Source organism: Leeia oryzae DSM 17879 (assembly GCF_000376945.1).
Classification (GTDB): domain Bacteria; phylum Pseudomonadota; class Gammaproteobacteria; order Burkholderiales; family Leeiaceae; genus Leeia; species Leeia oryzae.
Genome location: NZ_AQXU01000024.1, coordinates 128,827 through 155,350 on the forward strand (window position 1 = coordinate 128,827; position 26,524 = coordinate 155,350).

A 26,524-nucleotide genomic window follows, 5' to 3' on the forward strand; every position below is an offset into this window, starting at 1 on the left:
TAAAAGCATGAATAAAATAAACAATTTTTAATAGGTTTTCAGGAGCGGGCTGGCATCTGCTGTCAGCAGGTGGGGGTGCTCATTGAAAAAGGTTCTGACCTGATCAACATCTTTGTGAATCTGGGCAATCAGGGTATCCAGATCCGGGTATTTTTCTTCCTGCCGCAGTTTCTTATGGAAGCGGACGCCCACATGGGTGCCATACAGGTCACCGCTGTAATCCAGCAAAAAGACTTCCAGCGTCGGCAGTCCATTATTCATGACTGTCGGGCGGACACCAAAGCTGGCGGCACCGGCAAGCGGTCTGTCCGCGATGCCATCTACAGACACGGCAAAAATGCCGGACAAGGGAGGACGGTTATGCTTGATCTGGATGTTTGCCGTCGGAAAGCCGATGGTGCGGCCCAGCTTGTTGCCATGGACGACTTTGCCACTTACCCGGTAGGGGCGGTCCAGCATTTGGGCTGCAGTTTCGAGTTCGCCTTTTTCCAGCGCCAGACGAATATTGGTACTGGAGACTCTCAGGTTTTCCCAAGCCACTGTATGCATGGCATCCAGTTCAAATACCCCTTGATCGGCGTACTGTGACAACAAGGCAAAGTTACCCAGGCGTTTAGCACCAAAACAGAAATCATCGCCAATCAACAGGTACCGGGTCTGGATTTGGGCCAGTAGTTGTTTCTCGACAAACTCGGTGGCACTTTGGCTGGCAAGGTTGGCCCGAAACGGATAGACATAGACCGTATCGATACCCATGGAGCGGAACAGCTCCAGTTTTTCTCGCAAAGACGTCAAACGGACGGGAGCCGCTTGCGGCGTAAAGAATTCTTTTGGATGAGGCTCAAAGGTTATGACGGATGTGCTCAACCCACGGGTGTGTGCTTCTTGCTTGAGACGACGAAGCAGGGCCTGGTGTCCGAGATGGATGCCATCAAAATTGCCGATCGTCACTGCGCAAGGCAAGCCTGGCGAAGCATGAAGTCCCCTGTGAACCCGCATAACTACCTCTTTGAAAAACAAGATTTTATCGGGGCTTGGGGAGTGGGTCTAGTCTCTTGAAGACGTAAATGCCGAATTCGCCATCTTAGACACAGTTTTGAGGGGCGTTTTGCCTGAAAATCAGGTTGATGAAGTAGGGGTGAAGGCTCGAACCTGATTGCGGCCGTTGTGTTTGGCTTCGTAGAGCGCCTGATCTGCCGAGTTAATCAGCTGTTCGTGATTTTTCATCTCGGACGTATATTCGGCGACACCCAGGCTGGCCCTGACGTCAATGGTCGATTGGCCGCTGGTGACGGGGGTGGCCGCAATTTGGGCTCGGATACGTTCTGCGAGTGTCATGGCACCATTCAAACCGGTGTCTGGCAGCAAAACCGCAAATTCTTCACCGCCGTATCTGGCGGCAACATCCTCCGTCCTGACAAGGCTTTTGATCACCTGGGCAACGGTTTTTAGGACGTCATCGCCTGCCAGATGGCCGTAGGTGTCATTGATTCGCTTGAAATGATCCAAGTCAAACAGGATCAGGGTCAGTGTTCCGCCATGTCTTTGTATGCGACCAAATTCGCTCTGGAAACGCTGCTGCAGGTGGCGCCGGTTGTAGATGCCGGTCAAGCCGTCCGTGACGTTGCTTTCTTCCAGTTTCGCCAGTGCTTCTGTTAATTGCTGCTGGTAGATGGCCGTATCCGTGACATCAAAAATGGTGACGGATACATACTCTACCAAACCGGTGTCGGGGTGTTTTAGCGGGGTGAAAACACAATTCTGACGCATGCAGTCTATGCCGCCTGTGATCGGCCGATTGTGCGAAAACCTGAATAGCCACGGGCGCTGCTCCCAAGAAGTAAATGCAAAATTCTTGAGTAGCAATACACTTTGCAGTTTCTTTTTCAGCCATTTTTCCGGTAGTTCGGGAAAGGCTTCAAACAGGTTTCTGCTCAGTAATTCACCTTCCAGGCGACCGCTGTGCTTTTGCAGGTAGGCATTCCACATCACGATGTTAAATGCCTGATCAACAATAAATACGCCTGCCTCTATGTTGTCGATAACGGCGGGAGCCAGTGCAGCGACAGAAATATCTGTCATGTCAGAGGGATTCCATAAAATCGTCTAGCGAAGTCTGCAGGGTGCTGATGGACTCTTCCGGCATGAGTTGTGTCAGGTGACAGGTGAAGTTTCTGGCCTCAAGGGCAAAGTTCACTTCTACCACCAATGCACAACGCCAAGTGAGCTGATCTGGCTGGAACAAGGATTGCACCGGTGTGCTTTTGGCCATCATGGAAGGAGCCGAGAAGCTCATGCTTGCCCCGAGTAGTTCACCAATGCCGGTCAGACAGGCGCCGATCAGGACATTGGCTACATCAAGCAGCAGCTCGTCTTCTTGCGCCTCTGACAGATCACCTTCGTAACCCATCAGGTCGGCAATGTCTCCATGACTGTCTTTATGGAAAATGGCGATCGCCTCGCCTCTGAAACTACCCAGAAAGGCTTGCCTGACAGCTGACACCTCAACGTGGTCCCCCAGAATCTTGCCGATAGTGTCGTTGATGTCGGCGACATCCACAACATTGATTCTTGGAACTGACAGGGTGACAAATGTGCCTAATAACTGGGCCAGTGAATTGCCGGCTTGCCCCATCGCAATGTTGGTGACTTCCTGCAATACGTCCTTTTGGTCCTGGGTAAGCAAGGAAATCGTCATAACGTGACCCCGTATTGTTTCAGTACCTGCAACACGTCTTGTGCATTGACCGGTTTTTTCAGGAAGGCAATTGCCCCCAGCGCTTTGACCCGTTCCTGGGCGATGGGTTGAATATCCGCGGACACGACAATCACAAAGGTATTCATGCCTTCGGTTCGCAAGGCTTCCAGTACGCCAAAACCATCCAGTTCCGGCATGGTCAGGTCAAGAAACATGATTTCCGCTTTGCCTTCGCGGTATGCTTGCAGAGCCTCCAGGCCGTTGCCCGCCTGAGAAATACTTACATCCCAGCCTTCAGGCAATGCCTTGATAAGCATCTTTCTGGCCATGGGAGAATCATCAACTACAAGTATGGGTGTCGTCATGGATAGCGGTCTGATGTGTTGTTTTCGTTGTTATATTGCTATGTAATAAAGTAATGCGCGCGTGTATTGGATAAATTACATATTACATGGATAACGATTCTGTCAAAATGTCGTTTGTCAGGTCAGCAAAATTTATCCGCAAGTATAGGCTCGTATTTTTTAAAAATACAACCATGTCATGTTTGTTATTTGCGCATATCTGCGCAAATGACTGTGTTCTTCTTACAAAGAACATCAAGAAGTGTTGGAAAAGTGTTGTTTTTTAATTAGAATTCGGTTATCAGTGAGCTTTGAAAAATACATTGTTGCGCCCGTATGTTATGGTATGGGCTAATTGGTCTTGGTAGTCAGAGGGTTGAATGAAAAAAATTGTCATCATAGTCGTTGCGGTGCTTCTGGTTTTGGTAGGTGTAGGTGGCGGCGTATGGTTCTTTATGTCCAAGCAGCATCCGGCCAAAGCGGCGAGTGCTGAGGGCGAAGCAAAAGGCGATGCAGCAGAAGCGGACGCACCCGCAGACGAGGGTGAGAAGAAACCCCCTGTATTTGTAAAGATTGACCGGTTTGTCGTGAATGTGGATGGCGATCCCGAGCATCGTGGCGTGATGTCGGTTGAAATTCAGGCGGAAGTGGCGGATGCCAAGAAGGTAGAAGAAGTTGATGCCTTCAAGCCAAAAATCCAGAGTGAAATCATCATGCTGCTGGGAAGCCAGAAATATAGCGAGCTATCTACGCCTGAAGGCAAAACCAAGCTTCTGGAAGAAGTAAGAGACAAGGTGAACGAAGTCATTGGCGCAAAATCGCCAAAAACCGGGGTAAAGAGTATTGCATTTACTTCCCTGATTCTGGAAGACAGATAAGCGTGTCTTTGCAGAGTCTCATCAGGATTGATACAGGTACGTAGAGGCCATGGCTGACGATATTCTGTCACAAGAAGAGGTTGATGCGCTTCTCCGGGGGGTAACCGGAGAAGAGGACTCGTCTGAGGAAGTCTCTGACGCTGGTGGCGTGCGCCAGTATGATATTGGTCGTCAAGAACGTATTGTCCGTGGTCGGATGCCGACCTATGAGATCATCAATGAGCGGTTTGCGCGGTATTTCCGCATTGCCATCTTTAATTTCTTGCGGCGTAACGCCGAGATTTCTGTCGGACCCGTGCGGGTACTGAAATACAGCGAGTTCATCCGTAACCTGGTGGTGCCGACCAACCTGAACCTGATACACATCAAGCCACTAAGAGGCACGGGCCTGTTCATTTTTGATCCGGACCTGGTGTTTCTGGTGGTGGATAACCTGTTTGGCGGCGATGGCCGGTTCCACATGCGGGTGGAGGGCCGTGATTTTACCCCAACTGAACAACGGGTCATTCAGCGGATGCTGCAATTGGTGTTTGAGGAATATGCAAAGGCCTGGTTGCCGGTGTATCCCGTCGAGTTCGAGTATGTGCGTTCGGAAATGAATACCCAGTTTGCCAACATTGCAACCCCGACGGAAGTGGTGGTCGCGGTGTCATTCAAGATTGAACTGGGCTCGGGTGGTGGTGATTTCCACGTCTGTTTGCCGTATTCGATGATCGAACCGATACGTGATTTGCTGTACAGCTCCATGCAGGCTGACAGGGCCGAGTCTGATGACCGCTGGGTGAAATTATTGTCTCATCAGGTGCAGGCGGCAGAGGTGGATCTGATTGCCAATCTCGGGTCCGCACCCGTGACGCTGGGCCAGATTGTCAATCTGAAGGCTGGCGATGTGATTTCTCTTGATATTCCTGAAGCAATTGTTGCTGAAGTAGATGGTGTGCCAGTGTTAGAATGCCGCTACGGTATTCTGAACGGGCAGTATGCCTTAAAGGTAGAAAAAATACTGGCCGGCACAGACATCATGATGAATGCAGGGGAAGAAAATGGTTGATTCAGACGATACTCAAGGTACTGAAGATTCCGGGATGGATGATTGGGCCGCTGCGCTGGCCGAGCAAGAGGCTTTTGATGCGGCTGCTGCACAAAAACCGGCTGAACCAGCGCCTGCAACGAACCTGTTTCCGCAGTTCAATGAGTCGGTAACAACGGGTACTCCCGGCAGTCTGGACATGATTCTGGATATTCCGGTGAGCCTGACGGTTGAACTGGGGCGCACCAAAATTGCGATTCGCAGCTTGTTGCAGCTGGCGCAAGGGTCTGTGGTAGAGCTGGATGGCCTGGCCGGTGAGCCCATGGATGTATTGGTGAATGGCTGCCTGATTGCGCAGGGTGAAGTAGTAGTTGTTAACGACAAGTTTGGTATCCGTTTGACGGATATCATCACGCCGGCAGAACGTATTCGCCGTCTTCACAAATAAGTGGCTAGCACTTTCATGCGTGTGAATCGCCAATGGATGCTGCTGGCTGGCTTGACGCTGCCTGCTATCGTACTGGGAGGCAGTGCTTCTTCTGCTTCGCCACTCTCACTGGGGTATTTTTTCCAGGTCGCCCTTAGCCTCGGGTTTGTGTTGGTATTGGTCGTCGGCGCTGTCTGGGCCATGAAACGCTTGTCGGTGGGCATGCCGGGTACCCGTTCGCCCTTAAAACTCATTGGTGGCACTTTGCTGGGCGGCAAAGAGCGGGTGGTGGTGGTAGAGCTTGGCGATAAATGGCTGGTGCTGGGTGTGACGCCGCAATCCGTCAACCTGCTCACCGAATTACCTCGCCCTGCAGTGGATGAGCAACTTCCTTCGCAAGATGCACCTGCCAAATTTCAGCAATGGCTGCAACTCGCGCTAAAACGTAAGTTACCGAATGACCAAGTCAAGCCATAAACTTATTCTCGGATTGTTGGTGTTTCTTGCATTGGGGTTGGGGCCTGTCTGGGCCGCCAATACCTTGCCGGCATTTACCAGCCAGCCAACCCCTGGCGGCGGTACTGAATATACCTTGTCCATTCAGACGCTGCTGCTGCTTACCTCGCTGACTTTCCTACCGGCCGCCTTGCTGATGATGACGGCCTTTACCCGGATTGTGATTGTTCTGTCGCTGCTGAGACAGGCCATTGGTACGGTACAGGCACCCCCCAACCAGGTAGTGGTCGGTCTGGCGCTGTTTTTGACGTTTTTTGTGATGTCTCCAACGCTGGACCAGATTTACCAGCAGGCATATGTGCCTTTTTCCCAGGACCAGATGACGTTTAACCAGGCGATTGATGCCGGTGCCAAACCTTTGAAGGCGTTCATGCTGAAGCAGACCCGGGAAAAAGACCTGGGATTGTTTATCGAACTGTCGAATAGTCCCAAGCCGAATGGCCCTGACGATATCAGCATGAAGGCGTTGATCCCGGCGTATGTGACCAGTGAGCTGAAAACAGCTTTCCAGATTGGTTTTCTGGTGTATATCCCGTTCCTGATCATTGACATGGTGGTGGCGTCGGTGCTGATGTCGATGGGGATGATGATGATTTCGCCCGTGACGATTTCCCTGCCTTTCAAGTTGATGCTGTTTGTGCTGGTGGATGGATGGCCATTGCTGATTGGCTCGCTGGTGAAGAGTTTTTATGTATAGTCATCACTGGATGTTACGATGGTAAGTCATGATGACGCAGTTATGCATTGCAAAGGGGTAAGTCAATGACGCCCGAAATGGTGATTACGCTGATTGAGCGCGCGTTGATGGTGTTGATCATGGTCGCTTCGCCCATGTTGCTGGCAGGGCTTGTCACCGGTCTGGTGGTGTCCATTTTCCAGGCGGCGACCCAGATCAACGAAATGACACTGACTTTTATCCCGAAGCTGATCGTTACCTTTCTGGTCATTGTGTTGGCGGGGCCGTGGATGCTGTCGGTGCTGACGGACTATACCATCCGCCTGTTTACCGATATTCCTAACCTGATCGGTTAAGCCATGCGACCTGGCATATGATCAGTATTACCCAAGAACAGCTGTATTTTCTGATCAACCAGTTTTTCTGGCCGTTGGTGCGCATTCTGGCCTTCCTCGCCGTTGATCCGATCTTTTCTATCCGTACCATTCCCCGCCGTGTCACCATTGGGCTGGCCGTTGCCTTGACCGTAGTGGTTGCACCGTCTCTTGAAACCTTGCCGCTAGGGCAGCCAAGCGGGCCGTCTGCCTTGTTGTTGCTGATGCAGCAGATGGTGGTGGGGGTATCCATGGGGTTTGTCAGCCGCATGACCTTCACGGCGATCGAGATGGCGGGTAACTTGTCGGGCATGCAGATGGGGCTGTCATTTGCTGCCCAGATTGACCCGGTGCATGGTGCACAGACACCGGTGATTGGCCAGTTGATGAGCATTTTTGCGACGTTGCTGTTTTTGGCCATGAACGGGCATCTGATGATGCTGGCGACGCTGGTGGAAAGTTTTCACGTGTTGCCGATCAGCCCATCCCCGGTGGCGGCAGGCGCCTTTTCGTCCATTGTGTATTACGCGGAAAAGATCTTCAGCCTTGGCATTGTGCTGGCGCTGCCAGTGGTTGCGACGCTGCTGATGACCAACCTGGTGATTGGCGTCATTGCAAGGGCATCACCACAGATGAACCTGTTTGCGGTGGGGTTCCCGATTACGCTGGTGGTTGGCTTTGCCGCCCTGTATTTTGCCTTGCCTGCCATGCCAGCGATTCTCGGTGGTGTATTTGACCAGATGGTAAGGTTCGAGATGGAGTTGTTAAAAGCTTTCCGTCCGGTCGCCGGTTAAACAACTCCCCGTCTAACCGACGTGTTGTTCCAAACGGGTTTCTACGACCATCAGGCCTGCGCGCAGACCAGGCTTGACGGTTCTGTTCGGAAACACGATCCGCTCTTCTTCATGCTGAACCACATACTGGTAATTTTCGTCTTCTGCCAGTACGGTGCCTTTGGCAAACGGGGTGAAATTCTCCACATCATCGGCAATGTGCAGCTGGAAGTTATCCACTGTTCTGCGTTCGATTTCACCTGCGATCTGAAATACATGCAACGGGTGAGCGACCTGGGCTGCGGCGTCACCGGTTATCAGTTCCTGCAACCCTTTGTGAATGCCTGCAAACTGGCTCAGGTCATTTTGGCCAAATGGCCTTACTTTGCCCAGTTCCAGTGTCAGTGACTTTGCCTGGAAGGCATTGCTGGTGAAGTAGCTAAAGGTACCGGCAGGTTTGGCGTTCAGGAGCACCGCGTCAATTTCTGCCCGTTGTAACCAGTCCACCGTACTTTGTGCCAGTAAAGGGCCTGGTTTGTAAGGTGCGACGGCAAAACGGGCGAAACGCGAACCCCGGATGGCAGTGTGAAGATCCAGATGCAAGCGCTCTACTGGATTGGTCGCTGGCGGGGCCTCTTCAAAGAACGTCTTCACCCAGTTTTCCAGCTGGGCAGCCCTTGGCGCCTCCCGGCTCTGGGTCATGGTGGCATGCTTGCCGGAAAATAGCCGGTTGAGGTCATCGTCGAGGTAGCGTTTGGCTGCCCGCATGGCTGGCAGGTTACCAAACAGGAACAGAATACGGTTCTGGGCTACCAGATTACCGGCAGCCAGATCCTGAATAAGCTGGTTGCAGACCTCAATGGGCGCAGTTTCATCTCCGTGAACACCACTCGAAATCACGATGTCGCGCTGGCGAAGCGACGGATTGGCCGGTTGCCAGACAAGGGCACCTTCGCCTATCCAGTGCCAGCTTGCTCCGTTCGGCAGGGCGCCGCTGGACGGTTTGTCTGGCTGGTTGCCCGTTAGCGTGGCATTCAGGAAGTCTTTCAGAAAGTTGGGGGCGATTTGATGCATGGCAAAACCCTGTAAGTGGCGTTTAGGCATTATGGTCGTTCATTGTATGGGGTTGTCAGCAAGGCTGGCGGCTGGTGCCGCATAATTGACACTCCATGGCGCATCTGGGCGGCGTCTGGCCCGTTAAAAATGGTGCGGTACGGTTGTATGTTGCAGAAACGCTGGTTATGCTGTCCCGATACAGATACGTATCGGCTGCGGATAGGGGAAACGGATGAAAAGCTTGTCTAACGAGGTTCTGGCAGAGGTGGTGTCATTCCTGCGTGACCATGAACCTTTTCGGGCGATGAGTGCCAGCCATCTCGACCGTTTGCTGGAAACGGCAACGCTGGTGGATTATCCGCACGACAGTATTCTGATTTCGCCTGAGCAGGGTGACCGGGATACGTTCTTTATCGTGTTGCAGGGTAGTGTGCTGGGCGAGCAGCCCTTGATGGGGCATAACACGGTAGAGCAAGAGCCGATCTGGTGGTTGACCGAAGGTGAATGCTTTCCGCTGGGGGCGTTGTTACTGCATCGGCCGGTGACCGGTGTGTATCGCGCCAATGCCAATACTCGCTGCCTTGAAGTGCCGGGGGCGGTTTTCCGCGAACTGGTCCAGTTGTCTGCTGTGTTCTCTGATTTTTGTACCCGCCGGCTGGCGAGCCTGCTGGAAGCTTCCAAACGCACGTTCCAGGCTGAGTTTGCGCACTCTGTGCGTGAGCAGGGTTCCATGCAGACTGCCCTAGGCCATATCCTGCGCCGGGCGCCGGTGCACTGTCTGCCCGATACCCCGATTTATCAGGTGATGCAGGCCATGGATCATGCCCGCATTGGATCGATGGTCATTACCGATGAGCATGAGCATCCGGTAGGGTTGTTTACCTTGCAGGATGTGCTGAACCGCGTGGCGGTGCCACAAACCGATCCGACCTTGCCGATTTCCATGGTGATGAGCCAGGGGCTGGTGACATTGCCGTCCCATGCCTCTGTGCTGGAGGCTACTTTGACAATGGCCCGCCATGGTGTGCGGCACGTTCTGGTGGTGGAACAGGAGCGGCTGGTCGGCGTGGTATCTGAGCGTGATCTATTCGGGTTGCAGCGTACCAGTCTTCGGCAGGTGGGGCAGTCAATCCGGTTGGCGACGACCGAATCTGAACTGTTGCAGGCCAGCAAGGACATCCGTCAGTTGTCTTTCAACATGCTGGCGCAGGGGGTGTCTGCCGAGCATTTGACGCAAATTGTATCCACACTGAATGATGTCCTGACCGAACAGGTATTGTCGATCTGCCTGCGGGATGCCGTACCGGATGGCGTCAGTTATTGCTGGCTGGCATTTGGCAGTGAAGGGCGGATTGAACAGACCCTGGCGACGGATCAGGATAATGGACTGGTGTTTGTGGCACCGGACGGTATGTCGGATGAGGCCGTCCGGCAGGCGTTATTGCCGGCTGCCGTCAAGGTAAACCAGATGCTGGCGGCGATTGGCTTCCCGCTGTGTTCAGGGAATGTCATGGCGGGAAATCCGGCCTGCTGTCTGAGCGTGATGGAATGGACCAACCGCTTCGCGACCTGGATACAGCAAGGCTCGCCTCAAGAGTTGCTCAATGCCAGCATTTATTTTGATTTCCGGGCCATTTATGGGAACCGCTCTCTCGCGGACAAGCTGCATGCCGGGTTAAAAGAGTTGCTGCACGATGCCCGGCTGTTTATTCAGGAAATGTCGCAAAATGCGCGCGGGTTCCGTCCTCCCCTGAGTTTTTTTGGCGAAATCTCGGTGCCGGACTCAGGGGCAGAGGCTGGCTTGCTGGACCTGAAAAAACAGGGGATTACGCCATTTGTGGATATTGCCCGCATCTTTGCTTTGAAGGCTGGTCTGACCGAAACCAATACGCCAGCCAGATTGCGGCTGGCAGGTGAAATTTGGGGGCTGGACACGCATGTGGTCGAAGCATGGATAGATGCTTTTCATTTTATCCAGATGCTGAGGGTGCGCTTGCACCAGCAGCAGCTCGGGCGTGGCGAGCCATTGTCCAACTGGCTCAGGCTGACAGACCTGAATGATCTGGATCGGCGGATTTTGAAGGAGTCATTCCGTCAGGCCCGGAAGTTGCAGAACCTCGCACAGAAGTACTTTCAAATTATCTGAACTTGCCTTTCAGTTTATTTCAGCAAGGTGGTCGGGTATTTCTGCAAGAATGCTCGAACTGCCTCCAGAGACCGCATTTACGCGCTGCCTGAGGAACCTTTTCCCGGCGGCGCATTCATAATGCATGAAACAACGCACTACAAGAGTCCTTGAGCAAGCAGATAGACTGTTCTTGTGGTGATAAAAGTGTAAATAGGTCTCAATCGTATTTAAAGGAAACATCATGCAATTGGAAAAGTATCCGTTGCTATCACAACTGTTGCACTGGCTGGTAGCCGGTTTGATGCTGGCAGCCTTTGGCTTGGGGATCACCATGACCGATCTGCCCATGTCACCGCAAAAATTTAGCTGGTATGCCTATCACAAGTGGATAGGGATTACCGTGTTGGCGCTGGTGCTGTTCCGTCTGTTGAACCGCTTGTTCAAAGGTGCGCCGGCTTCGCCGACTCACATGAAAACCTGGGAAAAGGGTGTTGCCCACCTGACACACTGGGCACTGTACGGACTGATGTTCGGCGTACCACTGGTGGGCTGGTTGTCGACCTCGGCACTCGGGTTTCCGGTGGTGTACCTGAAGCTATGGAAATTGCCTGACCTGGTAGGCAAGGACGAGATGCTGGGACAGAACCTGCAAGACCTGCACGGCGCGTTGGCGTGGACCATGCTCGTGCTGATCGGCTTACATATTCTGGCGGCGTTTAAACATCATTTCATCGATCGGGATGAGGTGCTGGGAAGAATGTTGCCTTGGTCAGTAAAACGGAGTTAATCAATTGAAACAATTGAATAAAAAGTGGTTGTTGTCTGCCAGTTTGGCATTGCTGGCTGGCATGGCGTCTGCACAGTCTGTGGATTTGTCCAAAAGCCAGCTGGGCTTTACCTTCTCGCAAGAGGCCGTTCCGGTGGAAGGTAGCTTCAAGAAATTTGCTGCCACTGTGAGTTTTGACCCTGCCAAGCCGGCGGCCGGCAATGCAGATATCGCAATTGATTTGTTGTCTGTCTATGGCGGTAGCCCGGATGCGACGACCGAGCTTGCCAAACCCGTCTGGTTTGATAGTGCCAAGTCACCCAAGGCCCGCTTTGTGGCATCTGGCTTTAATGCGATTGCCGGTGGCAAGTTCCAGGCACCCGGCAAGCTGACGCTAAAGGGCAAGACGCTGCCGGTGGTCGTGACTTTTACCGCCAAGCCTGCAGGTAAAGCCTTGTTGCTGGATGGAACGGCGGTGGTGAACCGTCTGCAATTTCTGGTGGGGGACGGGGTCTGGAAAGATACGGATACCGTCGCCGATGCTGTGAATGTGAAGTTCCATTTGCTGGTGAACCCATAACGTTGTCTGGATTGTTGTTTGTCTGTTTATGCTGACGGGTCTGTGCCCGCTTTACCTTGTTAAGGATATGTTCATGAAGAAACTGTTTGCTGGTCTGGTTGTTGCTGCTTTGGGTTCTGCTGCATTTGCTGCGGATACCTACCAACTGGATGCTACCCATACCTACCCAAGCTTTGAAGTCAGTCACTTTGGTTACTCCATCACCCGTGGCCGTTTTGACAAAACTTCTGGCAGCATCAAGCTGGATCTGGCCGCTAAATCCGGTAGCCTGGATGCCGTTATCGATACGACCTCGTTGACCACTGGCTACGACAAGCGTGATGCCCACCTGAAGAGCCCGGACTTCTTCAATGTGGAAAAATTCCCGACAGCGACCATCAAGGCGGACAAGTTTGTATTCCAGGGTGACAAGCTGGTCGCCGCAGAAGGCAATCTGACCATGCTGGGTGTGACCAAGCCGGTAAAACTGAATGTCGAGAACTTCAAATGCGCCATGCACCCAATGATGAAGAAGGATGTATGCGGTGCAGAAGTCTCTACCCAGATCAAGCGTTCTGATTTTGGCATGATGACCTTCCTGCCAGCCATTGGTGACGACATCAAGATCAGCGTACAGGTTGAAGCGGTAAAGTCATAAGCAGTAAAGCGATTCAGCGGATGTATTCTGCTGCATGACAAAGGGCGCCTGGTGCGCCCTTTGTCATTTGTCTTTAAATCATACGGTACATGAGGGATTCGTTTAAAATGCAGCCATGCGCGGGTAACCGGGGCAGAATGAATTTTTTGGAATAACCGTTAGGAAATGACAGTGGTGAATTTGCTACTTATCGTGATGACATCCATGGCAGCGCTTCTGGCTGCCGTTTGTTTTTTGACGCTACGGAAAATGCAGGCGCAACTGGCGGCGCTGCCAACGGCCGACGCCATGGAGCAACGTCACCGCGAGATGCTGATGGACATGCAGCAGGGACTGGCCTTGCAGGCGGAACGGGTGTCTGGTGCCTTGCAGGATGGCAGCGAGCGGCAGCAGCGTGGACAGCTGGATCTGGCAGAGCGTTTGCGCCAGATGGTGCAGGCCAGCGGGGAATCCTTGCGCCAGGCGGTGAGCCTGGAGCTGACTCAGACCCGGCAAGGGATGGACCAGCTGGCACGTTATCAGCAAGAGCGTTTGGCTATCGTGCAAAATGCCATGCAGCAATCCCTTGGGGATTTGACGCTGGACCTGCAGTCCAGACAAGACCGTTTGCGGGGCGAGTTACTGGAAAAACTGGCCTTGTCGCTGGCTGAGCAAGGGCAGCAATCCCAGGTGGCCTTGCAAAATACCATGAAGCTTGCAACCGAGGCCCTGACGGGGAATATCGAAAAACTGAACCAGATGGTCGCCGAACGACTTGAGCAGATTTCCGGCAAGGTGAATGAGCGCCTGGAAGAAGGCTTCAAGAAGACCAACGAGACCTTTGCCAGCGTGATGGTGCGCCTGGCCGTGATCGATGAAGCCCAGAAGAAAATCGACGGACTGACCACCAATGTGATCAGCCTGCAGGAACTGCTGGGCGACAAGCGCTCGCGCGGGGCGTTTGGCGAAGTGCAGCTGGAGCATCTGGTGCGTAACCTGCTGCCGGAACAGGTCATCGAGTTTCAAGCAACGCTGTCGACCGGTGTACGGGTGGATTGCCTGCTGGATCTGCCGGCGCCAACTGGCAAGGTGGCGGTGGATGCCAAGTTTCCGCTGGAAAACTACCAGCGCATGTTTGATGCCACGGATGAATCAGAACGCAAGCTGGCGCGCACCCAGTTTGTGCGAGACATTAAAAAGCACATTGATGACATTTCTGGCAAATATATTATCCCGGGAGAAACCTCTGACGGTGCGGTCATGTTTGTGCCGGCAGAAGCGGTTTTTGCAGAGATTCATGCTTATCATGAAGATGTGGTCAACTATGCCCAGCAAAAGCGGGTATGGATTGTATCGCCAACCACCTTGATGGCGGTACTGAATACCGCCCGTGCCGTGCTGCGGGATGCTCAGATGCGGGAACAGCTGCATGTCATGCAGAAAGAGCTGGTGAAGCTGGCAGAGGAGTTTTTGCGCTTTGACAAACGGATGAAGAATCTGGCGACCCACATCGAACAGGCGCACAAAGATGTGCAGGATGTGCACATTACCAGCCAGAAGATTACCCGCCGCTTTGCCGCCATCGAGCATGTGCAGCTGGATGAACTGGAAGATGAAGCCCCTACGCTGGGCAGCAGTACGGATTAAACGGGTAAATTAGTGCGGGTGCTTGTCGGTATGCGGATGTTTCTTTTTGAACACATAGATACCGGCAATCACCAGTAACAGGCAAAGCAGGATCAGCAGAATGCCGCTTTGGCCTACGTGAATCCATTTCAGTAGCCATTCGCGCTTGTGTGCCCCGTAGTAGCCCAGGTAAACCCAGAACGGAGCGCTGATCAGGGCGGCAAAACCGTCCAGCAGCAAGAAACGCCAGAACGGGATTTTGCGGGTCATGCCGGCGGTCAGGAAAATGGGAGAGCGTAAGCCGGGCAAAAAGCGGGCTACAAACAATACCCGTTTTCCGTAGCGGTGAAATTTGTCCTGCACGGCTTCGTAACGGGCTTCGGTCAGGAATTTGGCCACCAGCGGGAAGCAACGGACCCGTTCGCCAAACACACGCCCGGCAATAAACATGGTGGCATCTCCCACCAGCACACCTGCCAGTCCCACCACGCACATGGTATCAACATCGGCATAGCCCAGACCGGCAATGACCCCCCCGGCGACCAGCGAAATATCTTCAGGAATGGGCACGCCAAAGCCACAGATAAGCAATACGGAAAACACCGCCGCATAAGCAAATACAGGGTTTTCATGCGCATGTGAAAATAAATTGACCAGCAGTTGCAGGTTATCCATGTGCCTCTAGTGTCTAGCGTTTGTGCAATTGGAGCGGGCATCTTACCCTAAATTGCAAGATTCATGACGATTTCCAGGTATAGCGTGTGTGGCCACCTGCTGCCCGGCTTGTTGCGATGAAACCTGTTTTTAGGAACGCGCTATAATACCACAGCCTCTTTCATGCCGGATTTATCAGGATAGACCATGACACGTCCTATTGCTGCTGTTATTGACCGTGGTGCGTTGTTGCATAACCTGCAACTGATACGCGCCAGGACGGCGGGCAGCCGTTTGATGGCTGTACTGGCGGGCAATGCCTACGGACATGGTCTGCAAGAGGTTGCCTCGGTACTGTCGGAGGTTGATGCGATTGGTGTGATCCGGCTTGAGGATGCCGTGGCGCTGCGCTACCAAGGGCTGAAATGCCCGATTGTCTTGCTGGAAGGGATTCACGCCGAACAGGATCTGGACATCGTGGCCGAGCATCAGCTGGGGATGGTGATTCACCGCCAGCAGCAATTGCAATGGCTGCTGGCTGCATGGCTTTCCGTCAGGATCGACGTCTGGGTCAATCTCAATACCGGCTTGAATCAATTCGGCTTTTCTGCGGATGAACTGCCACACGTCATGGCGGGCCTTGCCAAAGCCAACCAGGCGGGACGCATTGTGTTGATGTCGGAACTGGCGACAGCCAACGAGGAAGATGGCTGCCTGATGCAGCAATCGGTCTTCGAAATGGAGATTGCGCCCTATGCCAGTCCAGCCAGCCTCGCCAACTCGGATGCCGTTCTGTTGCATGACGGTATGTCGCATGCCTGGGTGCGCGTCGGCAAAGCACTACTCGGCCTCGGTAGCGTGGCCAGAGCGGATGAGGGCGCTTTGCGGCCGGTCATGTCACTACAGAGCCAGGTGGTTGCAGAACGGATGATTGCGGCTGGCGAGCCCGTGGGGTACGGCGCCACGTTTCATGCCGATCACGATATGCGCATCGGTATAGTTGCGTGCGGTTATGCGGATGGCTACCCGGCGCAGTTGCCAATCGGTACGCCGGTGTTCGTGAATGGTCACCGTACCCGTTTGCTGGGACGGGTGGCGATGCATACCTTGATGATTGATCTGACTGGCTTTCCAGATTGTCAGGTAGGGGCCAGCGTTGAACTGTGGGGCGAAGGTGTTCCATTAACTGCGTTGGCCAGCATCTTGGACCTGCCTGCTGCTACGGTGGCAACCCAAGTGCCTGCCACCGTTCCCCGTGTATTACGTTCAGTGGGCTAGGGGTTTACTTGACCGCCAGCTTGTCGGCGCACTGGTTCAGCAGTTTTTCAATTGAGGTAAAGCCTGCAGCAGGGCCTGTTTGCTCAACATACAGTGCGTAGGTACCCATACGCTCTTCGTGATCCAGTTCCACCACGTAGCCCTGAAATTTCTTGCCCTTGGCAAATCCGGTTACCCCTTGCACGGTAAACCGTTCGCCAGCCTTAAAAGGGCGCACTTTGGGCTGCCCCACAAAATCAGGCGCTTTGCCTTCTGCCGGCATCTTGTTCACGCTCCCCAGATAGCAAGCGGTGTAGTCGGTTTGTTGTAACAGGGTAAAAGACAGGTTTTGCTGGATGGTCATTGGTGTTTTGACCACCAGCTGCGTCTTGGCAGGCATGTCGATCACGTTTTGCTGCATGTTCAATGCATTGACTGCCAGCGGGCTAAACAAAGCGATGATCAGAGTGCGGGTAAGTGCCTTCATGTAAAAACCTGTTATCCGGTGAAGGGTGGCTAAAAAGGGTGTCTGTTAACACGTGGAAAAGCAGTGTTTCATTGTAGCACTTGTTTGCAGCAGTCCAAGCTGTTCGTACAGCGATGGATGCTGGGCGTGCGCAATATTGAAGCGCAAATACTGGTTGGCGTTGGGTGATGTACTCATCAGGTTGCCGGGTGCCAGCACGATATGCGACCCCAGCGCCCGTGCTGCCAGATCCGGCGCCTGAATGCCGTCAGGTAATTTGCACCACAAGAACATGCCGCCTTCCGGCTCTGCATGGATTTGCCAGCCCAGACGGTTTACCCGTGGCCTGGCATACGCCATGGCGCTGCCGAGCTTGCTCCTGAGTTTTTCCACATGTTTGCGGTAATAGCCTTCCGTTAATAACTGGTACACCACCTGCTCGACAGCTTCTGACGAGGTAATCCCGGTCAACAGTTTCAAGTCAGCCAGTTCAGAGACCAAGTCTTTATGCGCAGTCAGAAACCCCACACGGAAGTTGGCAGACAGCGTTTTGGAGAAACTACCGACATAGATAACCCGCTGCAGCTGGTCGAGGGCAGCCAGTCGCTGGGTGGGGATGGGTTGCAGGTCCCGGTAAATGTCGTCTTCCACAATATGGAAGTCGTGCAGATGAGCGAGTTGCAGCAGCTTGAAGGCGATGCCTGGCGCAATACTGGTACCCAGCGGATTATGCAAGACGCTGTTGGTCAGGTAGAGCCGTGGCTTGTGCTGCTGGATGACCTGTTCCATGATGGCCAGATCCGGCCCCTGGGCGTTGCGCGGCACCGGAATGATGTTGACCCGATGGATTTTCAGGTTGCCCCTGAAATTGAAATAGCTGGGGTCGTCAATCATCACGCTATCGCCGCTACGCAGGAAGTAGCGCAAGATCAGGTCAATTGCAGGCATGGCGCCGCTGGTCAGCAGGATTTGTGACGGACGGGTATCAATGTCGATTTCTGCCAGTCGTTGCTGCAGTTGTTGCCGCAGCGGCAAGTAGCCGGCCGGCAGCCCATAACTGGTCGGGCGCAAAATGGGGGAGCGCGACAGTGTACGCATGGCCCTGCGGGTATCTTCCGTCATTAGCCACTCGGTTGGCAGCCAGCCACAGCCCGGTTTTTGCATGTCGTTGTCTTGTAGCAGCATTTGCCGCATTAACCAGACGGTATCAATGGCCCGGTCGATGGGCGTATCCGCTTCCACGATAGACGGAATACTGGCTTTGCCTGCCACAAAAAATCCGGCGCCGCGCCGGGATTCCAGATGCCCTTTAGCCACCATGCGATCGTAGGCCTCTACCACGGTAAATTTGCTCACCGACAAGGCCTGTGCCATTTGGCGAATGGACGGGAGACGGGTGCCCGGCAGCCAGATGCGGTGATCAATGTTGCGCACAATCTGCTCGACAATCTGCTCGACCAGCGGCGTGTTTCGATTGTGCTCGACAACGGGCAATGCTTGCATGGTGTTTTCCTACTTTACCGGTACAGTTAGGGTTAATTGTATGGTAACTGTATCTGCTTGGCGAGAAGTGTGTGGCATACGATGCAATCATTCTCTTGTCATCCATTCATCCGGAGTGAGTTCATGGAACCTGTATTCTTTACCTATGATGTGTTTACCCAAACGGTTTTTGGCGGCAACCCGCTGGCCGTGTTTCCGGATGGCAGCGACATCGTGGACGCCAAGAAGCAGCAAATTGCCAGAGAATTCAATTTGTCCGAGACGGTGTTTATCGAGCCAGCATTTGACCACACACATGCGGCGCGTTTGCGCATCTTCACGCCAGCCAAAGAGCTGCCGTTTGCCGGTCATCCTACGATTGGTGCTGCATTGCATCTGGCATGGTCAGGGGCATTGGGCACGTTGCAGGATGGCGATGTACGGATATTCGAAGAGCTGGCCGGTACTGTTGCAGTCCGGTTCGGAGTGGAAGATGGTGCAGTTAAAACCGCTCGGTTGATGGCACCACAATCCCCGCGTTTTATCGAATCTACCCATACAAACGATTTCTTGTCAGATCTGACCGGAGTACCGGCTGCAGACATTGGTCTGGCAGACTTTCGTCCTGCCTACGTGACGTGTGGTACGGACTATCTGTTATTGCCGTTGGCCAATGTGACGGCCCTGGAGAAATTCTGGATGCGGGCCGATTTGTACCCGCAAGCGATGGCGTCTGCCAAAGCGTCGGGTGTGGATTTGAACGGTCTGTTTGCCTTTACACAGCATGACGGACATTGGCAGGCGCGTATGCTCTGGAACGATATGGGCATTGCCGAAGATCCAGCCACGGGAAGTGCTGCGGTATGCTTGGCCGGTTATCTGGCCAGACATGCATCAGCGTCCAACGGGCATTGGCAGTATTCACTGTTACAGGGCGTGGAAATGGGGCGCCCCAGCCAATTGTCCATCGAGGCCAGCAAAGAGGCCGGGGTGGTGACGCGCTGTTATGTGGGCGGGAGTGCCGTGCTGATCAGCAAGGGGACATATTTATGTCTATAGCAGGCAGTGGCAAGCCTTCTTCTCGCCAGGTCTGGCAAGGCATGGCGTGGGGACTGCTGGGTGTCGTCGGGTTTGCCGGCTCTTTTCCCTCGGCCAAATTTGCCGTCATGACGCTGGACCCCTGGTTTATCGCGCTTGGACGGGCGGTGGTGGCAGGGGGCTTGTCCGCGTTGTTACTGTTGTGGTTCAAGGCAACGCCACCCAAAGGGAGAGCGCAATGGCGCGATCTGGCCTTTGCCGTCGCTGGCGTGGTGGTTGGCTTTCCGGTGCTCTCCACCTTGTCGCTCAAGCACATCCCGGTTGCGTATGCGTCAATTGTGTCCGGTGCTTTGCCGCTGATGACGGCCGTGGTGGCGTCGGTTTTTGCCGGAGAACGTCATCGTCCCGCCTTCTGGCTGTGGTCATTGCTGGGGTGTGCGCTGGTCGTCGGGTTTGCCGTCTGGCGATCGCTGGGCATACAAGCCACCGTCTCTGATCATATCGGCTTTGTGCTGATCTTCTCTGCTGTCATTGTCTGTGCCTTTGGCTACGTGGCGGGCGCAAGGCTGGCACGTGCCGTGGGCAGCTGGCAATCCATCTGCTGGTCATTGGTGGTCAGCGCACCCTTCCTGCTGGTGCCGGTCTGGCTCTTTCGGCCGACCCATGACATTCCGTTACACAGCTGGCTCGGATTTGGCTATCAGTCGCTGATCAGCATGTTTCTTGGTTTTTTTGCCTGGTATCGCGGTCTGGCATTAGGGGGCATTGCCCGGGTGGGGCAGGTGCAGTTGTTGCAACCGTTTATCAGTTTGCTGCTGGCCGCATGGCTGCTCGGCGAGGTCATTTCTGTGTGGATGTGGTTTGTCGCCGTCGGGGTGGTGGCCTGTGTCTGGATGGGCCGTCGAAGCTGACACTTATCTGTATTGGTTCATGGCATGTAACTGTTACTGTCTGCTGTGTGGATCTGCATAGTAGAATGTTCCTCACGATCAGTTTGTTCATGCAAGTGACCCATTAAAACAGGAGAGTGTCGATGTACCCAACCCAGCAGAGTGATTCTGGCGATTTGAACGTCGTGGCTGACTTCCGTAGTGATACCGTCACGCGTCCTACCCCTGAAATCCGCGCACTCATGGCAACCGCCCCGGTGGGGGATGACGTGTTTGGGGACGATCCCTCCATTAACCACCTGGAGTCATTTGCGGCAGAAATGATGGGTTTTGAAGCGGCCTTGTTCGCACCCAGCGGCACCCAAACCAACCTGATCGGCCTCATGACGCACTGCCAGCGGGGAGATGAATATATCGTCGGTCAGGAGGCACATACCTACAAATATGAAGGGGGTGGCGCAGCCGTACTGGGTAGTATCCAGCCGCAACCCCTGAATAACCAGCCGGATGGCTCGATTGCCATCAAAGACATTTTGGCCGCCATCAAACCCGATGATTGCCATTTTGCCAAAACACGCCTGTTGGCACTGGAAAACACCATTGGCGGACGCGTACTGCCAATGTCTTATGTCAAAGAGGCGACAGACGCCGTCAAGCAACGGGGTCTGGCCACCCATCTGGATGGCGCCCGTCTGTTTAATGCCGCCGTGGCGCTGGGCGTGGAACCTCACCACATTGCCCGTTCTTTTGATTCGGCTTCTATCTGTTTGTCCAAGGGGCTGGGGGCACCAGTCGGCTCGCTGCTGCTTGGCAACAAAGACTTTATCAAGGCTGCCCGACGTTATCGGAAGATGCTCGGTGGTGGTATGCGTCAGGCGGGTGTGCTGGCGGTGGCTGGTGAATATGTGCTCAAGCATCACGTCGAGCGTCTGGCGGAAGACCACTATCACGCCAAGCGCCTGGCCGAAGGGCTGGCGTCCACCGGCGTGCTGAAAGTCACCGAGCCGCAAACCAACATCCTGTTTGTCGAGGTGCCTCAAGAGATTGCCACCGAGTTCGCTGCATACTTGCAGCAGCAACGCATTCTGGTCACAGGAACCACCCTGCAGCGCTGGGTTACCCACCTGGACGTTACCCGCTCGCATGTGGATGAATCCATCCGGATTGTCCGCCGCTTTTTTGAAGGCGCCTGAGTTTGTGATAGTGTTGCAAAAAAATGGCTCAACAGGAATGAACATGTCTCAAACTCTGATTCAACAACATCTGACCGAAGCAGTAGCGCTACTGGAGAAGGTGCTCAACGACCAAAGCTTTCTGCAAAGTATCGAGGCTGCCGGCAAGGTATTGGTGGATGCATTCAAGACCGGAAATAAGGTCATTTCTTGCGGTAATGGCGGCTCGCACTGCGATGCAATGCATTTTGCCGAAGAACTCAGTGGCCGCTATCGCGACAACCGCCCTGCGCTACCGGCTATGGCTATTTCGGATGTCTCTCACATTACCTGTGTCGGTAACGATTACGGCTTTGACCACATCTTTTCACGGCATGTCGAGGCTTTCGGGCGACCTGGAGATGTGTTGTTGGCCATTTCTACCAGCGGCAATTCAAAGAACGTGATTCGTGCCATTGAAGCCGCCAAATCCAAAGGCATGCGTGTCATTGCCATGCTGGGTAAAGATGGCGGACAGATCAAAGGAACGGCCGATGTAGAAATTATCGTGCCGCACTTCGGGTTTGCAGACCGGACTCAGGAAATCCACATCAAAGTGATTCATACACTGATTCATCTGGTCGAAGTGGGTATGGCATACGCCTGATTGCGCGCGTCGCCTTCTGGCAAGACTCAACATCATCTAAGGAAGCAATCATCATGACGTTAATTGCAGGTTATGCCGGTCTGGGGATCATGGGGCGGCCAATGGCTGCCAATCTGAAAGCGGCGGGTATTCCTTTGGCGGTCTTCGCCAGAAAGGCAGCATCAGCCCAATCCCTGGTTGATAGTGGCGCTACTTACCATGCAACAGCGGCTTCACTTGCCGCCAATTGTGATGTCCTGTTCATTAATGTCTCGGATACCCCCGATGTAGAGGCGGTATTGTTTGGCCCTGGAGGCGTGGTAGAGGGCGCACGGCCTGGTCTGGTAGTTGTGGACATGGGCACCACGTCACCATCTGCAACACGTCAGTTTGCCGAGCGTCTGGCGCAGCAAAAGATCGACATGCTCGATGCGCCGGTATCCGGTGGCGAGATTGGCGCCATCCAGGGGACGCTGACGATCATGGTAGGCGGCAAGCCGGCCGTGTTCGAAAAAGTAAAACCCCTGTTTGAAGCCATGGGCAAAACCATCACCTACGTAGGCGACCATGGTGCGGGGCAGGTGGCCAAAGCCTGTAACCAGATTGTGGTGGGCGGGACCATTGTGGCAGTGGCAGAAGCACTGCTGTTTGCCGAGCAGCAAGGGGTGGATGGCGCCAAGGTTCGGGAGGCGCTGCTGGGTGGCTTTGCGCAAAGCCGGATTCTGGATGTGCACGGCCAGCGCATGCTGGATGACAATTTCAAACCGGGTTTCAAGGCCAAGCTGCATCAAAAAGACATGCGCATCGTGCTCGAAGAAGCACTGGCCAGCAACCTGGCTTTGCCGGGTGCGGCACAGGTGCTGCAGTACCTGAATGCCCTGGTGGGGAGTGGTGAAGGCGAGCTTGATTCTGCCGCCATGTTCCACATTCTCAAAAAAATGTCGCACTGACAGTGGGTTTACGCCATCAGACGGGATTGATCATAGGTGGCGTTTTGTGCTAATATCTTCGGTTAGCTTAGTCCGTTTTTGGATTGAGTAATTTCACCTGTCCGCAATTTAAGGGTGCATCAGCCATGGCTGGTGTGTAGTTGTTGCGGGCAGCAGTGTATAACCCTGAGATGGAGCAAATAATGTCAGTATCTATGCGCGATATGCTGGAAGCCGGTGTTCACTTCGGTCACCAAACCCGCTTCTGGAACCCAAAGATGGCCCCGTTCATTTTCGGTCATCGTAACAAAATCCATATTATCAACCTTGAGAAAACCGTTCCGTTGTTCAACGACGCGCTCAAGTTTGTTCGCACCCTGTCTGCCAATGGCGGCAAAGTCCTGTTCGTTGGTACCAAGCGCCAGGCTCGCGAAATCGTTGCTGAAGAAGCAACTCGCGCAGGTGCTCCATTTGTTGACCAGCGCTGGTTGGGTGGCATGCTGACCAACTTCAAAACCGTTAAGCAATCCATCAAACGCCTGCAAGAAATGCAAGTGATTGTTGAAAACGGTTCTGACAAGTACAACAAGAAAGAACTGCTGGATCTGCAACGCGAATACGAAAAACTGGAAAAAAGCCTGGGTGGTATCAAAGACATGGGCGGCTTGCCAGATGCGATTTTCGTGATCGACGTTGGCTACCAGAAAGGTGCTATCGTTGAAGCCAAAAAACTGGGTATCCCGGTAATTGGTGTTGTTGACTCTAACAACTCTCCAGACGGTGTTGATTACATTGTTCCAGGTAACGATGACTCAAGCCGTGCAATCCGTCTGTACGCTCGTGGCGTTGCTGATGCGATTCTGGAAGGCCGTAACCAAGTGATCAAAGAACTGGTTGCCGGTCAGCAAGATGACGTAGTAGAAGTGGCTGCTGAATAATTATTTGACGCCAGTTCAAACACAAAGGGGCGAAAGCCCCTTTGTTGTATGTAGCGTCAAAAATTCACAGAATTGCAAACCATGACCCGCATCATGAGGGGTCTGTGGTCTGACAAACAGATTGTAAATTGATCAGGAAGATGAAAAATGGCTGAAATTACCGCAAAAATGGTTGCCGAACTGCGCGAACTGACCGGTCTTGGCATGATGGAATGTAAAAAAGCCTTGGTTGAAACCGAAGGCGACGTAAAAAAAGCAGAAGAAGTGCTGCGTATCAAGTCTGGCGCGAAAGCCGGCAAAATGGCAGGCCGTGTGGCTGCTGAAGGTATCATCGTTCACCACGTGACTGCCGATGGCAAACTGGGTGCGCTGGTTGAAGTGAACTGTGAAACCGACTTTGTTGCAAAAGACGAAACTTTTGTTGCAATGGCAAAAGCTGCTGCCAAGGCCGTTGCTGATGCAAATCCAGCTGATGTAGAAGCCCTGAGCGCGGTGAAAACCGAGTCTGGCGATTCTATCGAAGACGTGCGCAAAGCAGCTATCGCCAAACTGGGCGAGAACATGACCATCCGCCGTTTTGTGCGTTACGCAACAGAAGGCAAAATCGCCACTTACCTGCACGGCAGCAAAATCGGTGTGATCGTTGATCTGTCCGGTGGTGACGAGCAGCTTGGTAAAGACATTGCCATGCACATTGCTGCCAGCAAGCCAGTGTGTGTTTCCAAAGAGCAGGTTTCAGCAGAGCTGTTGGACAACGAGCGTAAAATCTACACTGCGCAAGCCGCTGAATCTGGCAAGCCAGCTGACATCGTTGCAAAAATGGTTGAAGGCCGTATCAACAAATACCTGGCCGAAATCACACTGGTTGGCCAGCCATTTGTTAAGAATCCGGATGTTACCGTTGAGAAACTTCTGGCGCAGAACAGTGCCAAAGTTAACGCATTCACCATGTTTGTTGTAGGTGAAGGTATTGAAAAAGCAGTGGTTGACTACGCTGCCGAAGTTGCTGCTGCTGCCAAGGTTTAATTGACCTGAAGGTCGCTCAAGGCCTTGTTTAATAGCTTTGCAGTTGTCTGTGCTGACACAAACGGCGCAGGCAACTGTCGGGCTGTCAGTCTGAAAAAGATATGCTAAATTCAAATACACCCGACAAACTTACGCGAGGTCAACTATGAGCCAAACCCCTGCTTATCAACGAATCCTGCTGAAATTGTCTGGTGAAGCCCTGATGGGTAGCGATAGCTATGGCATTAATCGTGCCACTATCGAGCAAATGGTGCTGGAAGTCAAAGAAGTCGTTGAGATGGGTGTTCAGGTGGCTATCGTGATCGGTGGCGGCAACATCTTCCGTGGTGTGGCGCCTGCTGCAGCCGGTATGGATCGCGCGACAGCGGATTACATGGGTATGCTGGCAACCGTCATGAATGCACTGGCGTTGCAAGATGCCTTGAAACACATTGGCGTTGTCAGTCGCGTGCAATCTGCACTGACCATGCAGCAGGTTGCAGAGCCTTATATCCGTGGCAAGGCCATGCGTTATCTGGAAGAAGGCAAGGTAGTCATTTTTGCTGCCGGTACCGGTAACCCGTTTTTTACGACTGATACCGCAGCGGCGCTGCGCGGCATGGAAATCGGTGCAAACATCGTGTTGAAAGCCACCAAGGTGGATGGTGTTTACACAGATGATCCAAAAACCAATCCGGACGCGACCCGCTATGAGCACTTGACGTTCGATGAGGCCATTGCCAAGAATCTGAAAGTGATGGATGCGACTGCACTAACGTTGTGTCGCGACCAGAAAATGCCACTCTCCGTATTTAGTATTTTCAAGCAAGGCGCGCTGAAACGTGTTGTCAGTGGCGCTAATGAAGGTACTTTGGTTCACGTATAAATCAAATCGGTGCAAGGAGTTTCCGATGATTGCTGACGTAAAAAAGAACGCAGAACAGAAAATGCAGAAGTCACTGGAGTCGCTAAAGGCAGACTTCGGTAAGGTCCGGACCGGTCGTGCACACACAGGCCTGCTGGACCATGTGATGGTTGACTATTATGGTACGCCTACTGCCGTGCCTCAGGTAGCAAGCGTGACCCTGGTTGATGCTCGCACGCTGGGCGTTTCTCCTTGGGAGAAAAAGCTGATGGGGCAAATCGAAAAAGCGATTCGCGATTCGGATCTGGGCCTTAACCCGGCTTCCAGTGGCGACCTGATTCGCGTGCCAATGCCTGCCTTGACTGAGGAACGCCGCAAGGACCTGACCAAGGTAGTGCGTAGCGAAGCCGAGAATGCGCGGGTTTCCATCCGTAACATTCGTCGTGACGCGAACGACCAGCTGAAGAAACTGATCAAGGACAAGGCAATTTCTGAGGACGACGAACGTCGTGCCCAGGATGATGTCCAGAAGCTGACTGATAAGCATATTGCCGAAGTCGACAAGATGCTCCAAGCCAAAGAAGCGGAACTGATGGCTGTTTAAGCCTGTTGTTCAACTGCCTTTGACCATCGCCGCTGCAAGTCATATTGCAGCGGCGATTTATTTTAGTCGCCTAAGCGGGACACTCCCCCTATAATCGCAGATAAATCCATT

At 53.4% G+C, this 26,524-nt stretch carries 30 protein-coding genes; 22 read left to right on the forward strand and 8 right to left on the reverse strand.

Going from position 1 to position 26,524, the window contains the following annotated elements; translation table 11 throughout:
• Nucleotides 1–27: 27 nt before the first annotated feature.
• The 4 genes from F552_RS19290 to F552_RS0112110 form a co-directional block, all read right to left on the reverse strand.
• Nucleotides 28–999: a bifunctional riboflavin kinase/FAD synthetase gene (locus F552_RS19290; protein WP_051078311.1), complete on the reverse strand. Its 972-nt coding sequence runs from the start codon at nucleotides 997–999 to the stop codon at nucleotides 28–30.
• Between the two features lie 120 nt (nucleotides 1,000–1,119).
• Complete coding sequence (locus F552_RS0112100) at nucleotides 1,120–2,082, reverse strand: sensor domain-containing diguanylate cyclase (RefSeq protein ID WP_018152011.1); 963 nt, start codon at nucleotides 2,080–2,082, stop codon at nucleotides 1,120–1,122.
• A 1-nt stretch (nucleotide 2,083) separates the two neighbouring features.
• Complete coding sequence (locus F552_RS0112105; protein WP_018152012.1) at nucleotides 2,084–2,698, reverse strand: chemotaxis protein CheC; 615 nt, start codon at nucleotides 2,696–2,698, stop codon at nucleotides 2,084–2,086.
• Nucleotides 2,695–3,063, reverse strand: a complete 369-nt coding sequence (locus F552_RS0112110; protein WP_026182664.1) for a response regulator — start codon at nucleotides 3,061–3,063, stop codon at nucleotides 2,695–2,697. Before F552_RS0112110 ends, F552_RS0112105 begins: the two co-directional genes overlap by 4 nt.
• Before the next feature lie 359 nt (nucleotides 3,064–3,422).
• Between F552_RS0112110 and F552_RS0112115 the strand changes: the two genes are divergently transcribed.
• From F552_RS0112115 to fliR, 7 genes are all read left to right on the forward strand, one after another.
• The gene (locus tag F552_RS0112115; RefSeq protein ID WP_018152014.1) at nucleotides 3,423–3,920 is read left to right on the forward strand and encodes a flagellar basal body-associated FliL family protein; all 498 of its coding nucleotides are present in this window, start codon (nucleotides 3,423–3,425) and stop codon (nucleotides 3,918–3,920) included.
• Between the two features lie 49 nt (nucleotides 3,921–3,969).
• Nucleotides 3,970–4,971, forward strand: coding sequence for a flagellar motor switch protein FliM (gene fliM / locus F552_RS0112120; protein ID WP_018152015.1), 1,002 nt, complete (start codon nucleotides 3,970–3,972; stop codon nucleotides 4,969–4,971).
• Nucleotides 4,964–5,398: a flagellar motor switch protein FliN gene (gene fliN / locus F552_RS0112125; RefSeq protein ID WP_018152016.1), complete on the forward strand. Its 435-nt coding sequence runs from the start codon at nucleotides 4,964–4,966 to the stop codon at nucleotides 5,396–5,398. The genes fliM and fliN overlap by 8 nt, the downstream gene beginning before the upstream one ends.
• A gap of 15 nt (nucleotides 5,399–5,413) precedes the next feature.
• A complete protein-coding gene (gene fliO / locus F552_RS19295) occupies nucleotides 5,414–5,854 on the forward strand; it encodes a flagellar biosynthetic protein FliO (RefSeq protein ID WP_018152017.1) in 441 nt (146 codons plus the stop codon).
• Nucleotides 5,855–5,867: 13 nt separating this feature from the next.
• Nucleotides 5,868–6,590 (forward strand): flagellar type III secretion system pore protein FliP, encoded by a 723-nt coding sequence (gene fliP, locus F552_RS0112135; RefSeq protein ID WP_018152018.1) that lies wholly within the window; start codon nucleotides 5,868–5,870, stop codon nucleotides 6,588–6,590.
• A gap of 65 nt (nucleotides 6,591–6,655) precedes the next feature.
• Entirely contained in the window at nucleotides 6,656–6,925 is a 270-nt protein-coding gene (fliQ, locus tag F552_RS0112140; RefSeq protein WP_018152019.1) for a flagellar biosynthesis protein FliQ, read from the forward strand.
• Between the two features lie 17 nt (nucleotides 6,926–6,942).
• On the forward strand, nucleotides 6,943–7,737 hold the full coding sequence (gene fliR, locus F552_RS0112145) for a flagellar biosynthetic protein FliR (protein ID WP_018152020.1): 795 nt from the start codon (nucleotides 6,943–6,945) through the stop codon (nucleotides 7,735–7,737).
• A gap of 12 nt (nucleotides 7,738–7,749) precedes the next feature.
• Here the strand turns inward: fliR and astE are convergent, their stop codons facing one another.
• The gene (gene astE, locus F552_RS0112150) at nucleotides 7,750–8,790 is read right to left on the reverse strand and encodes a succinylglutamate desuccinylase (protein WP_018152021.1); all 1,041 of its coding nucleotides are present in this window, start codon (nucleotides 8,788–8,790) and stop codon (nucleotides 7,750–7,752) included.
• Between the two features lie 214 nt (nucleotides 8,791–9,004).
• Here astE and F552_RS0112155 point away from each other — a divergent pair, with 214 nt between their 5' ends.
• From F552_RS0112155 to F552_RS0112175, 5 genes are all read left to right on the forward strand, one after another.
• Nucleotides 9,005–10,918 (forward strand): DUF294 nucleotidyltransferase-like domain-containing protein, encoded by a 1,914-nt coding sequence (locus tag F552_RS0112155; RefSeq protein ID WP_018152022.1) that lies wholly within the window; start codon nucleotides 9,005–9,007, stop codon nucleotides 10,916–10,918.
• A gap of 223 nt (nucleotides 10,919–11,141) precedes the next feature.
• Nucleotides 11,142–11,687, forward strand: a complete 546-nt coding sequence (locus tag F552_RS0112160; protein WP_018152023.1) for a cytochrome b — start codon at nucleotides 11,142–11,144, stop codon at nucleotides 11,685–11,687.
• 4 nt (nucleotides 11,688–11,691) lie between these two features.
• Nucleotides 11,692–12,246, forward strand: a complete 555-nt coding sequence (locus tag F552_RS0112165) for a YceI family protein (protein WP_018152024.1) — start codon at nucleotides 11,692–11,694, stop codon at nucleotides 12,244–12,246.
• A gap of 73 nt (nucleotides 12,247–12,319) precedes the next feature.
• The gene (locus tag F552_RS0112170; RefSeq protein WP_018152025.1) at nucleotides 12,320–12,883 is read left to right on the forward strand and encodes a YceI family protein; all 564 of its coding nucleotides are present in this window, start codon (nucleotides 12,320–12,322) and stop codon (nucleotides 12,881–12,883) included.
• Between the two features lie 174 nt (nucleotides 12,884–13,057).
• Nucleotides 13,058–14,509 carry a DNA recombination protein RmuC gene (locus tag F552_RS0112175; protein ID WP_211208274.1) on the forward strand — a complete coding sequence of 484 codons (1,452 nt, stop codon included), beginning with the start codon at nucleotides 13,058–13,060 and terminating at the stop codon, nucleotides 14,507–14,509.
• Nucleotides 14,510–14,518: 9 nt separating this feature from the next.
• Here the strand turns inward: F552_RS0112175 and F552_RS0112180 are convergent, their stop codons facing one another.
• The gene (locus F552_RS0112180) at nucleotides 14,519–15,163 is read right to left on the reverse strand and encodes a DedA family protein (protein WP_018152027.1); all 645 of its coding nucleotides are present in this window, start codon (nucleotides 15,161–15,163) and stop codon (nucleotides 14,519–14,521) included.
• Nucleotides 15,164–15,349: 186 nt separating this feature from the next.
• Here F552_RS0112180 and alr point away from each other — a divergent pair, with 186 nt between their 5' ends.
• Nucleotides 15,350–16,420, forward strand: coding sequence for an alanine racemase (gene alr / locus F552_RS0112185; protein WP_018152028.1), 1,071 nt, complete (start codon nucleotides 15,350–15,352; stop codon nucleotides 16,418–16,420).
• Nucleotides 16,421–16,424: 4 nt separating this feature from the next.
• Here alr and F552_RS0112190 read toward each other — a convergent pair whose 3' ends face one another.
• Nucleotides 16,425–16,886 carry a hypothetical protein gene (locus tag F552_RS0112190; RefSeq protein ID WP_018152029.1) on the reverse strand — a complete coding sequence of 154 codons (462 nt, stop codon included), beginning with the start codon at nucleotides 16,884–16,886 and terminating at the stop codon, nucleotides 16,425–16,427.
• Between the two features lie 45 nt (nucleotides 16,887–16,931).
• Nucleotides 16,932–18,368, reverse strand: coding sequence for an aminotransferase-like domain-containing protein (locus tag F552_RS19825; RefSeq protein ID WP_018152030.1), 1,437 nt, complete (start codon nucleotides 18,366–18,368; stop codon nucleotides 16,932–16,934).
• Nucleotides 18,369–18,491: 123 nt separating this feature from the next.
• Between F552_RS19825 and F552_RS0112200 the strand changes: the two genes are divergently transcribed.
• From F552_RS0112200 to frr, 9 genes are all read left to right on the forward strand, one after another.
• A complete protein-coding gene (locus F552_RS0112200) occupies nucleotides 18,492–19,406 on the forward strand; it encodes a PhzF family phenazine biosynthesis protein (protein WP_018152031.1) in 915 nt (304 codons plus the stop codon).
• Entirely contained in the window at nucleotides 19,397–20,296 is a 900-nt protein-coding gene (locus F552_RS0112205) for a DMT family transporter (RefSeq protein ID WP_018152032.1), read from the forward strand. The genes F552_RS0112200 and F552_RS0112205 overlap by 10 nt, the downstream gene beginning before the upstream one ends.
• A gap of 122 nt (nucleotides 20,297–20,418) precedes the next feature.
• The gene (ltaE, locus tag F552_RS0112210; RefSeq protein WP_018152033.1) at nucleotides 20,419–21,468 is read left to right on the forward strand and encodes a low-specificity L-threonine aldolase; all 1,050 of its coding nucleotides are present in this window, start codon (nucleotides 20,419–20,421) and stop codon (nucleotides 21,466–21,468) included.
• A gap of 43 nt (nucleotides 21,469–21,511) precedes the next feature.
• Nucleotides 21,512–22,093, forward strand: coding sequence for a D-sedoheptulose 7-phosphate isomerase (lpcA, locus tag F552_RS0112215; RefSeq protein WP_018152034.1), 582 nt, complete (start codon nucleotides 21,512–21,514; stop codon nucleotides 22,091–22,093).
• 53 nt (nucleotides 22,094–22,146) lie between these two features.
• The gene (locus F552_RS0112220; RefSeq protein ID WP_018152035.1) at nucleotides 22,147–23,022 is read left to right on the forward strand and encodes an NAD(P)-dependent oxidoreductase; all 876 of its coding nucleotides are present in this window, start codon (nucleotides 22,147–22,149) and stop codon (nucleotides 23,020–23,022) included.
• 182 nt (nucleotides 23,023–23,204) lie between these two features.
• Complete coding sequence (gene rpsB, locus F552_RS0112225; protein ID WP_026182671.1) at nucleotides 23,205–23,939, forward strand: 30S ribosomal protein S2; 735 nt, start codon at nucleotides 23,205–23,207, stop codon at nucleotides 23,937–23,939.
• A gap of 147 nt (nucleotides 23,940–24,086) precedes the next feature.
• On the forward strand, nucleotides 24,087–24,965 hold the full coding sequence (tsf, locus tag F552_RS0112230) for a translation elongation factor Ts (protein WP_018152037.1): 879 nt from the start codon (nucleotides 24,087–24,089) through the stop codon (nucleotides 24,963–24,965).
• Nucleotides 24,966–25,110: 145 nt separating this feature from the next.
• Nucleotides 25,111–25,830, forward strand: a complete 720-nt coding sequence (gene pyrH / locus F552_RS0112235) for a UMP kinase (RefSeq protein WP_018152038.1) — start codon at nucleotides 25,111–25,113, stop codon at nucleotides 25,828–25,830.
• A 25-nt stretch (nucleotides 25,831–25,855) separates the two neighbouring features.
• Entirely contained in the window at nucleotides 25,856–26,413 is a 558-nt protein-coding gene (gene frr, locus F552_RS0112240) for a ribosome recycling factor (RefSeq protein ID WP_018152039.1), read from the forward strand.
• Nucleotides 26,414–26,524: the final 111 nt, after the last annotated feature.

Excerpts from the sequence above, each read along its gene's own strand:
- F552_RS19290 (WP_051078311.1), bottom strand. The coding sequence starts at position 999 with ATGCGGGTTCACAGGGGACTTCATGCTTCGCCAGGCTTGCCTTGCGCA.
- F552_RS0112100 (WP_018152011.1), bottom strand. The coding sequence starts at position 2,082 with ATGACAGATATTTCTGTCGCTGCACTGGCTCCCGCCGTTATCGACAAC.
- F552_RS0112105 (WP_018152012.1), bottom strand. The coding sequence starts at position 2,698 with ATGACGATTTCCTTGCTTACCCAGGACCAAAAGGACGTATTGCAGGAA.
- F552_RS0112110 (WP_026182664.1), bottom strand. The coding sequence starts at position 3,063 with ATGACGACACCCATACTTGTAGTTGATGATTCTCCCATGGCCAGAAAG.
- F552_RS0112115 (WP_018152014.1), top strand. The coding sequence starts at position 3,423 with ATGAAAAAAATTGTCATCATAGTCGTTGCGGTGCTTCTGGTTTTGGTA.
- fliM (WP_018152015.1), top strand. The coding sequence starts at position 3,970 with ATGGCTGACGATATTCTGTCACAAGAAGAGGTTGATGCGCTTCTCCGG.
- fliN (WP_018152016.1), top strand. The coding sequence starts at position 4,964 with ATGGTTGATTCAGACGATACTCAAGGTACTGAAGATTCCGGGATGGAT.
- fliO (WP_018152017.1), top strand. The coding sequence starts at position 5,414 with ATGCGTGTGAATCGCCAATGGATGCTGCTGGCTGGCTTGACGCTGCCT.
- fliQ (WP_018152019.1), top strand. The coding sequence starts at position 6,656 with ATGACGCCCGAAATGGTGATTACGCTGATTGAGCGCGCGTTGATGGTG.
- fliR (WP_018152020.1), top strand. The coding sequence starts at position 6,943 with ATGATCAGTATTACCCAAGAACAGCTGTATTTTCTGATCAACCAGTTT.
- astE (WP_018152021.1), bottom strand. The coding sequence starts at position 8,790 with ATGCATCAAATCGCCCCCAACTTTCTGAAAGACTTCCTGAATGCCACG.
- F552_RS0112155 (WP_018152022.1), top strand. The coding sequence starts at position 9,005 with ATGAAAAGCTTGTCTAACGAGGTTCTGGCAGAGGTGGTGTCATTCCTG.
- F552_RS0112160 (WP_018152023.1), top strand. The coding sequence starts at position 11,142 with ATGCAATTGGAAAAGTATCCGTTGCTATCACAACTGTTGCACTGGCTG.
- F552_RS0112170 (WP_018152025.1), top strand. The coding sequence starts at position 12,320 with ATGAAGAAACTGTTTGCTGGTCTGGTTGTTGCTGCTTTGGGTTCTGCT.
- F552_RS0112180 (WP_018152027.1), bottom strand. The coding sequence starts at position 15,163 with ATGGATAACCTGCAACTGCTGGTCAATTTATTTTCACATGCGCATGAA.
- alr (WP_018152028.1), top strand. The coding sequence starts at position 15,350 with ATGACACGTCCTATTGCTGCTGTTATTGACCGTGGTGCGTTGTTGCAT.
- F552_RS0112190 (WP_018152029.1), bottom strand. The coding sequence starts at position 16,886 with ATGAAGGCACTTACCCGCACTCTGATCATCGCTTTGTTTAGCCCGCTG.
- F552_RS19825 (WP_018152030.1), bottom strand. The coding sequence starts at position 18,368 with ATGCAAGCATTGCCCGTTGTCGAGCACAATCGAAACACGCCGCTGGTC.
- F552_RS0112200 (WP_018152031.1), top strand. The coding sequence starts at position 18,492 with ATGGAACCTGTATTCTTTACCTATGATGTGTTTACCCAAACGGTTTTT.
- F552_RS0112205 (WP_018152032.1), top strand. The coding sequence starts at position 19,397 with ATGTCTATAGCAGGCAGTGGCAAGCCTTCTTCTCGCCAGGTCTGGCAA.
- ltaE (WP_018152033.1), top strand. The coding sequence starts at position 20,419 with ATGTACCCAACCCAGCAGAGTGATTCTGGCGATTTGAACGTCGTGGCT.
- lpcA (WP_018152034.1), top strand. The coding sequence starts at position 21,512 with ATGTCTCAAACTCTGATTCAACAACATCTGACCGAAGCAGTAGCGCTA.
- F552_RS0112220 (WP_018152035.1), top strand. The coding sequence starts at position 22,147 with ATGACGTTAATTGCAGGTTATGCCGGTCTGGGGATCATGGGGCGGCCA.
- rpsB (WP_026182671.1), top strand. The coding sequence starts at position 23,205 with ATGTCAGTATCTATGCGCGATATGCTGGAAGCCGGTGTTCACTTCGGT.
- tsf (WP_018152037.1), top strand. The coding sequence starts at position 24,087 with ATGGCTGAAATTACCGCAAAAATGGTTGCCGAACTGCGCGAACTGACC.
- pyrH (WP_018152038.1), top strand. The coding sequence starts at position 25,111 with ATGAGCCAAACCCCTGCTTATCAACGAATCCTGCTGAAATTGTCTGGT.
- frr (WP_018152039.1), top strand. The coding sequence starts at position 25,856 with ATGATTGCTGACGTAAAAAAGAACGCAGAACAGAAAATGCAGAAGTCA.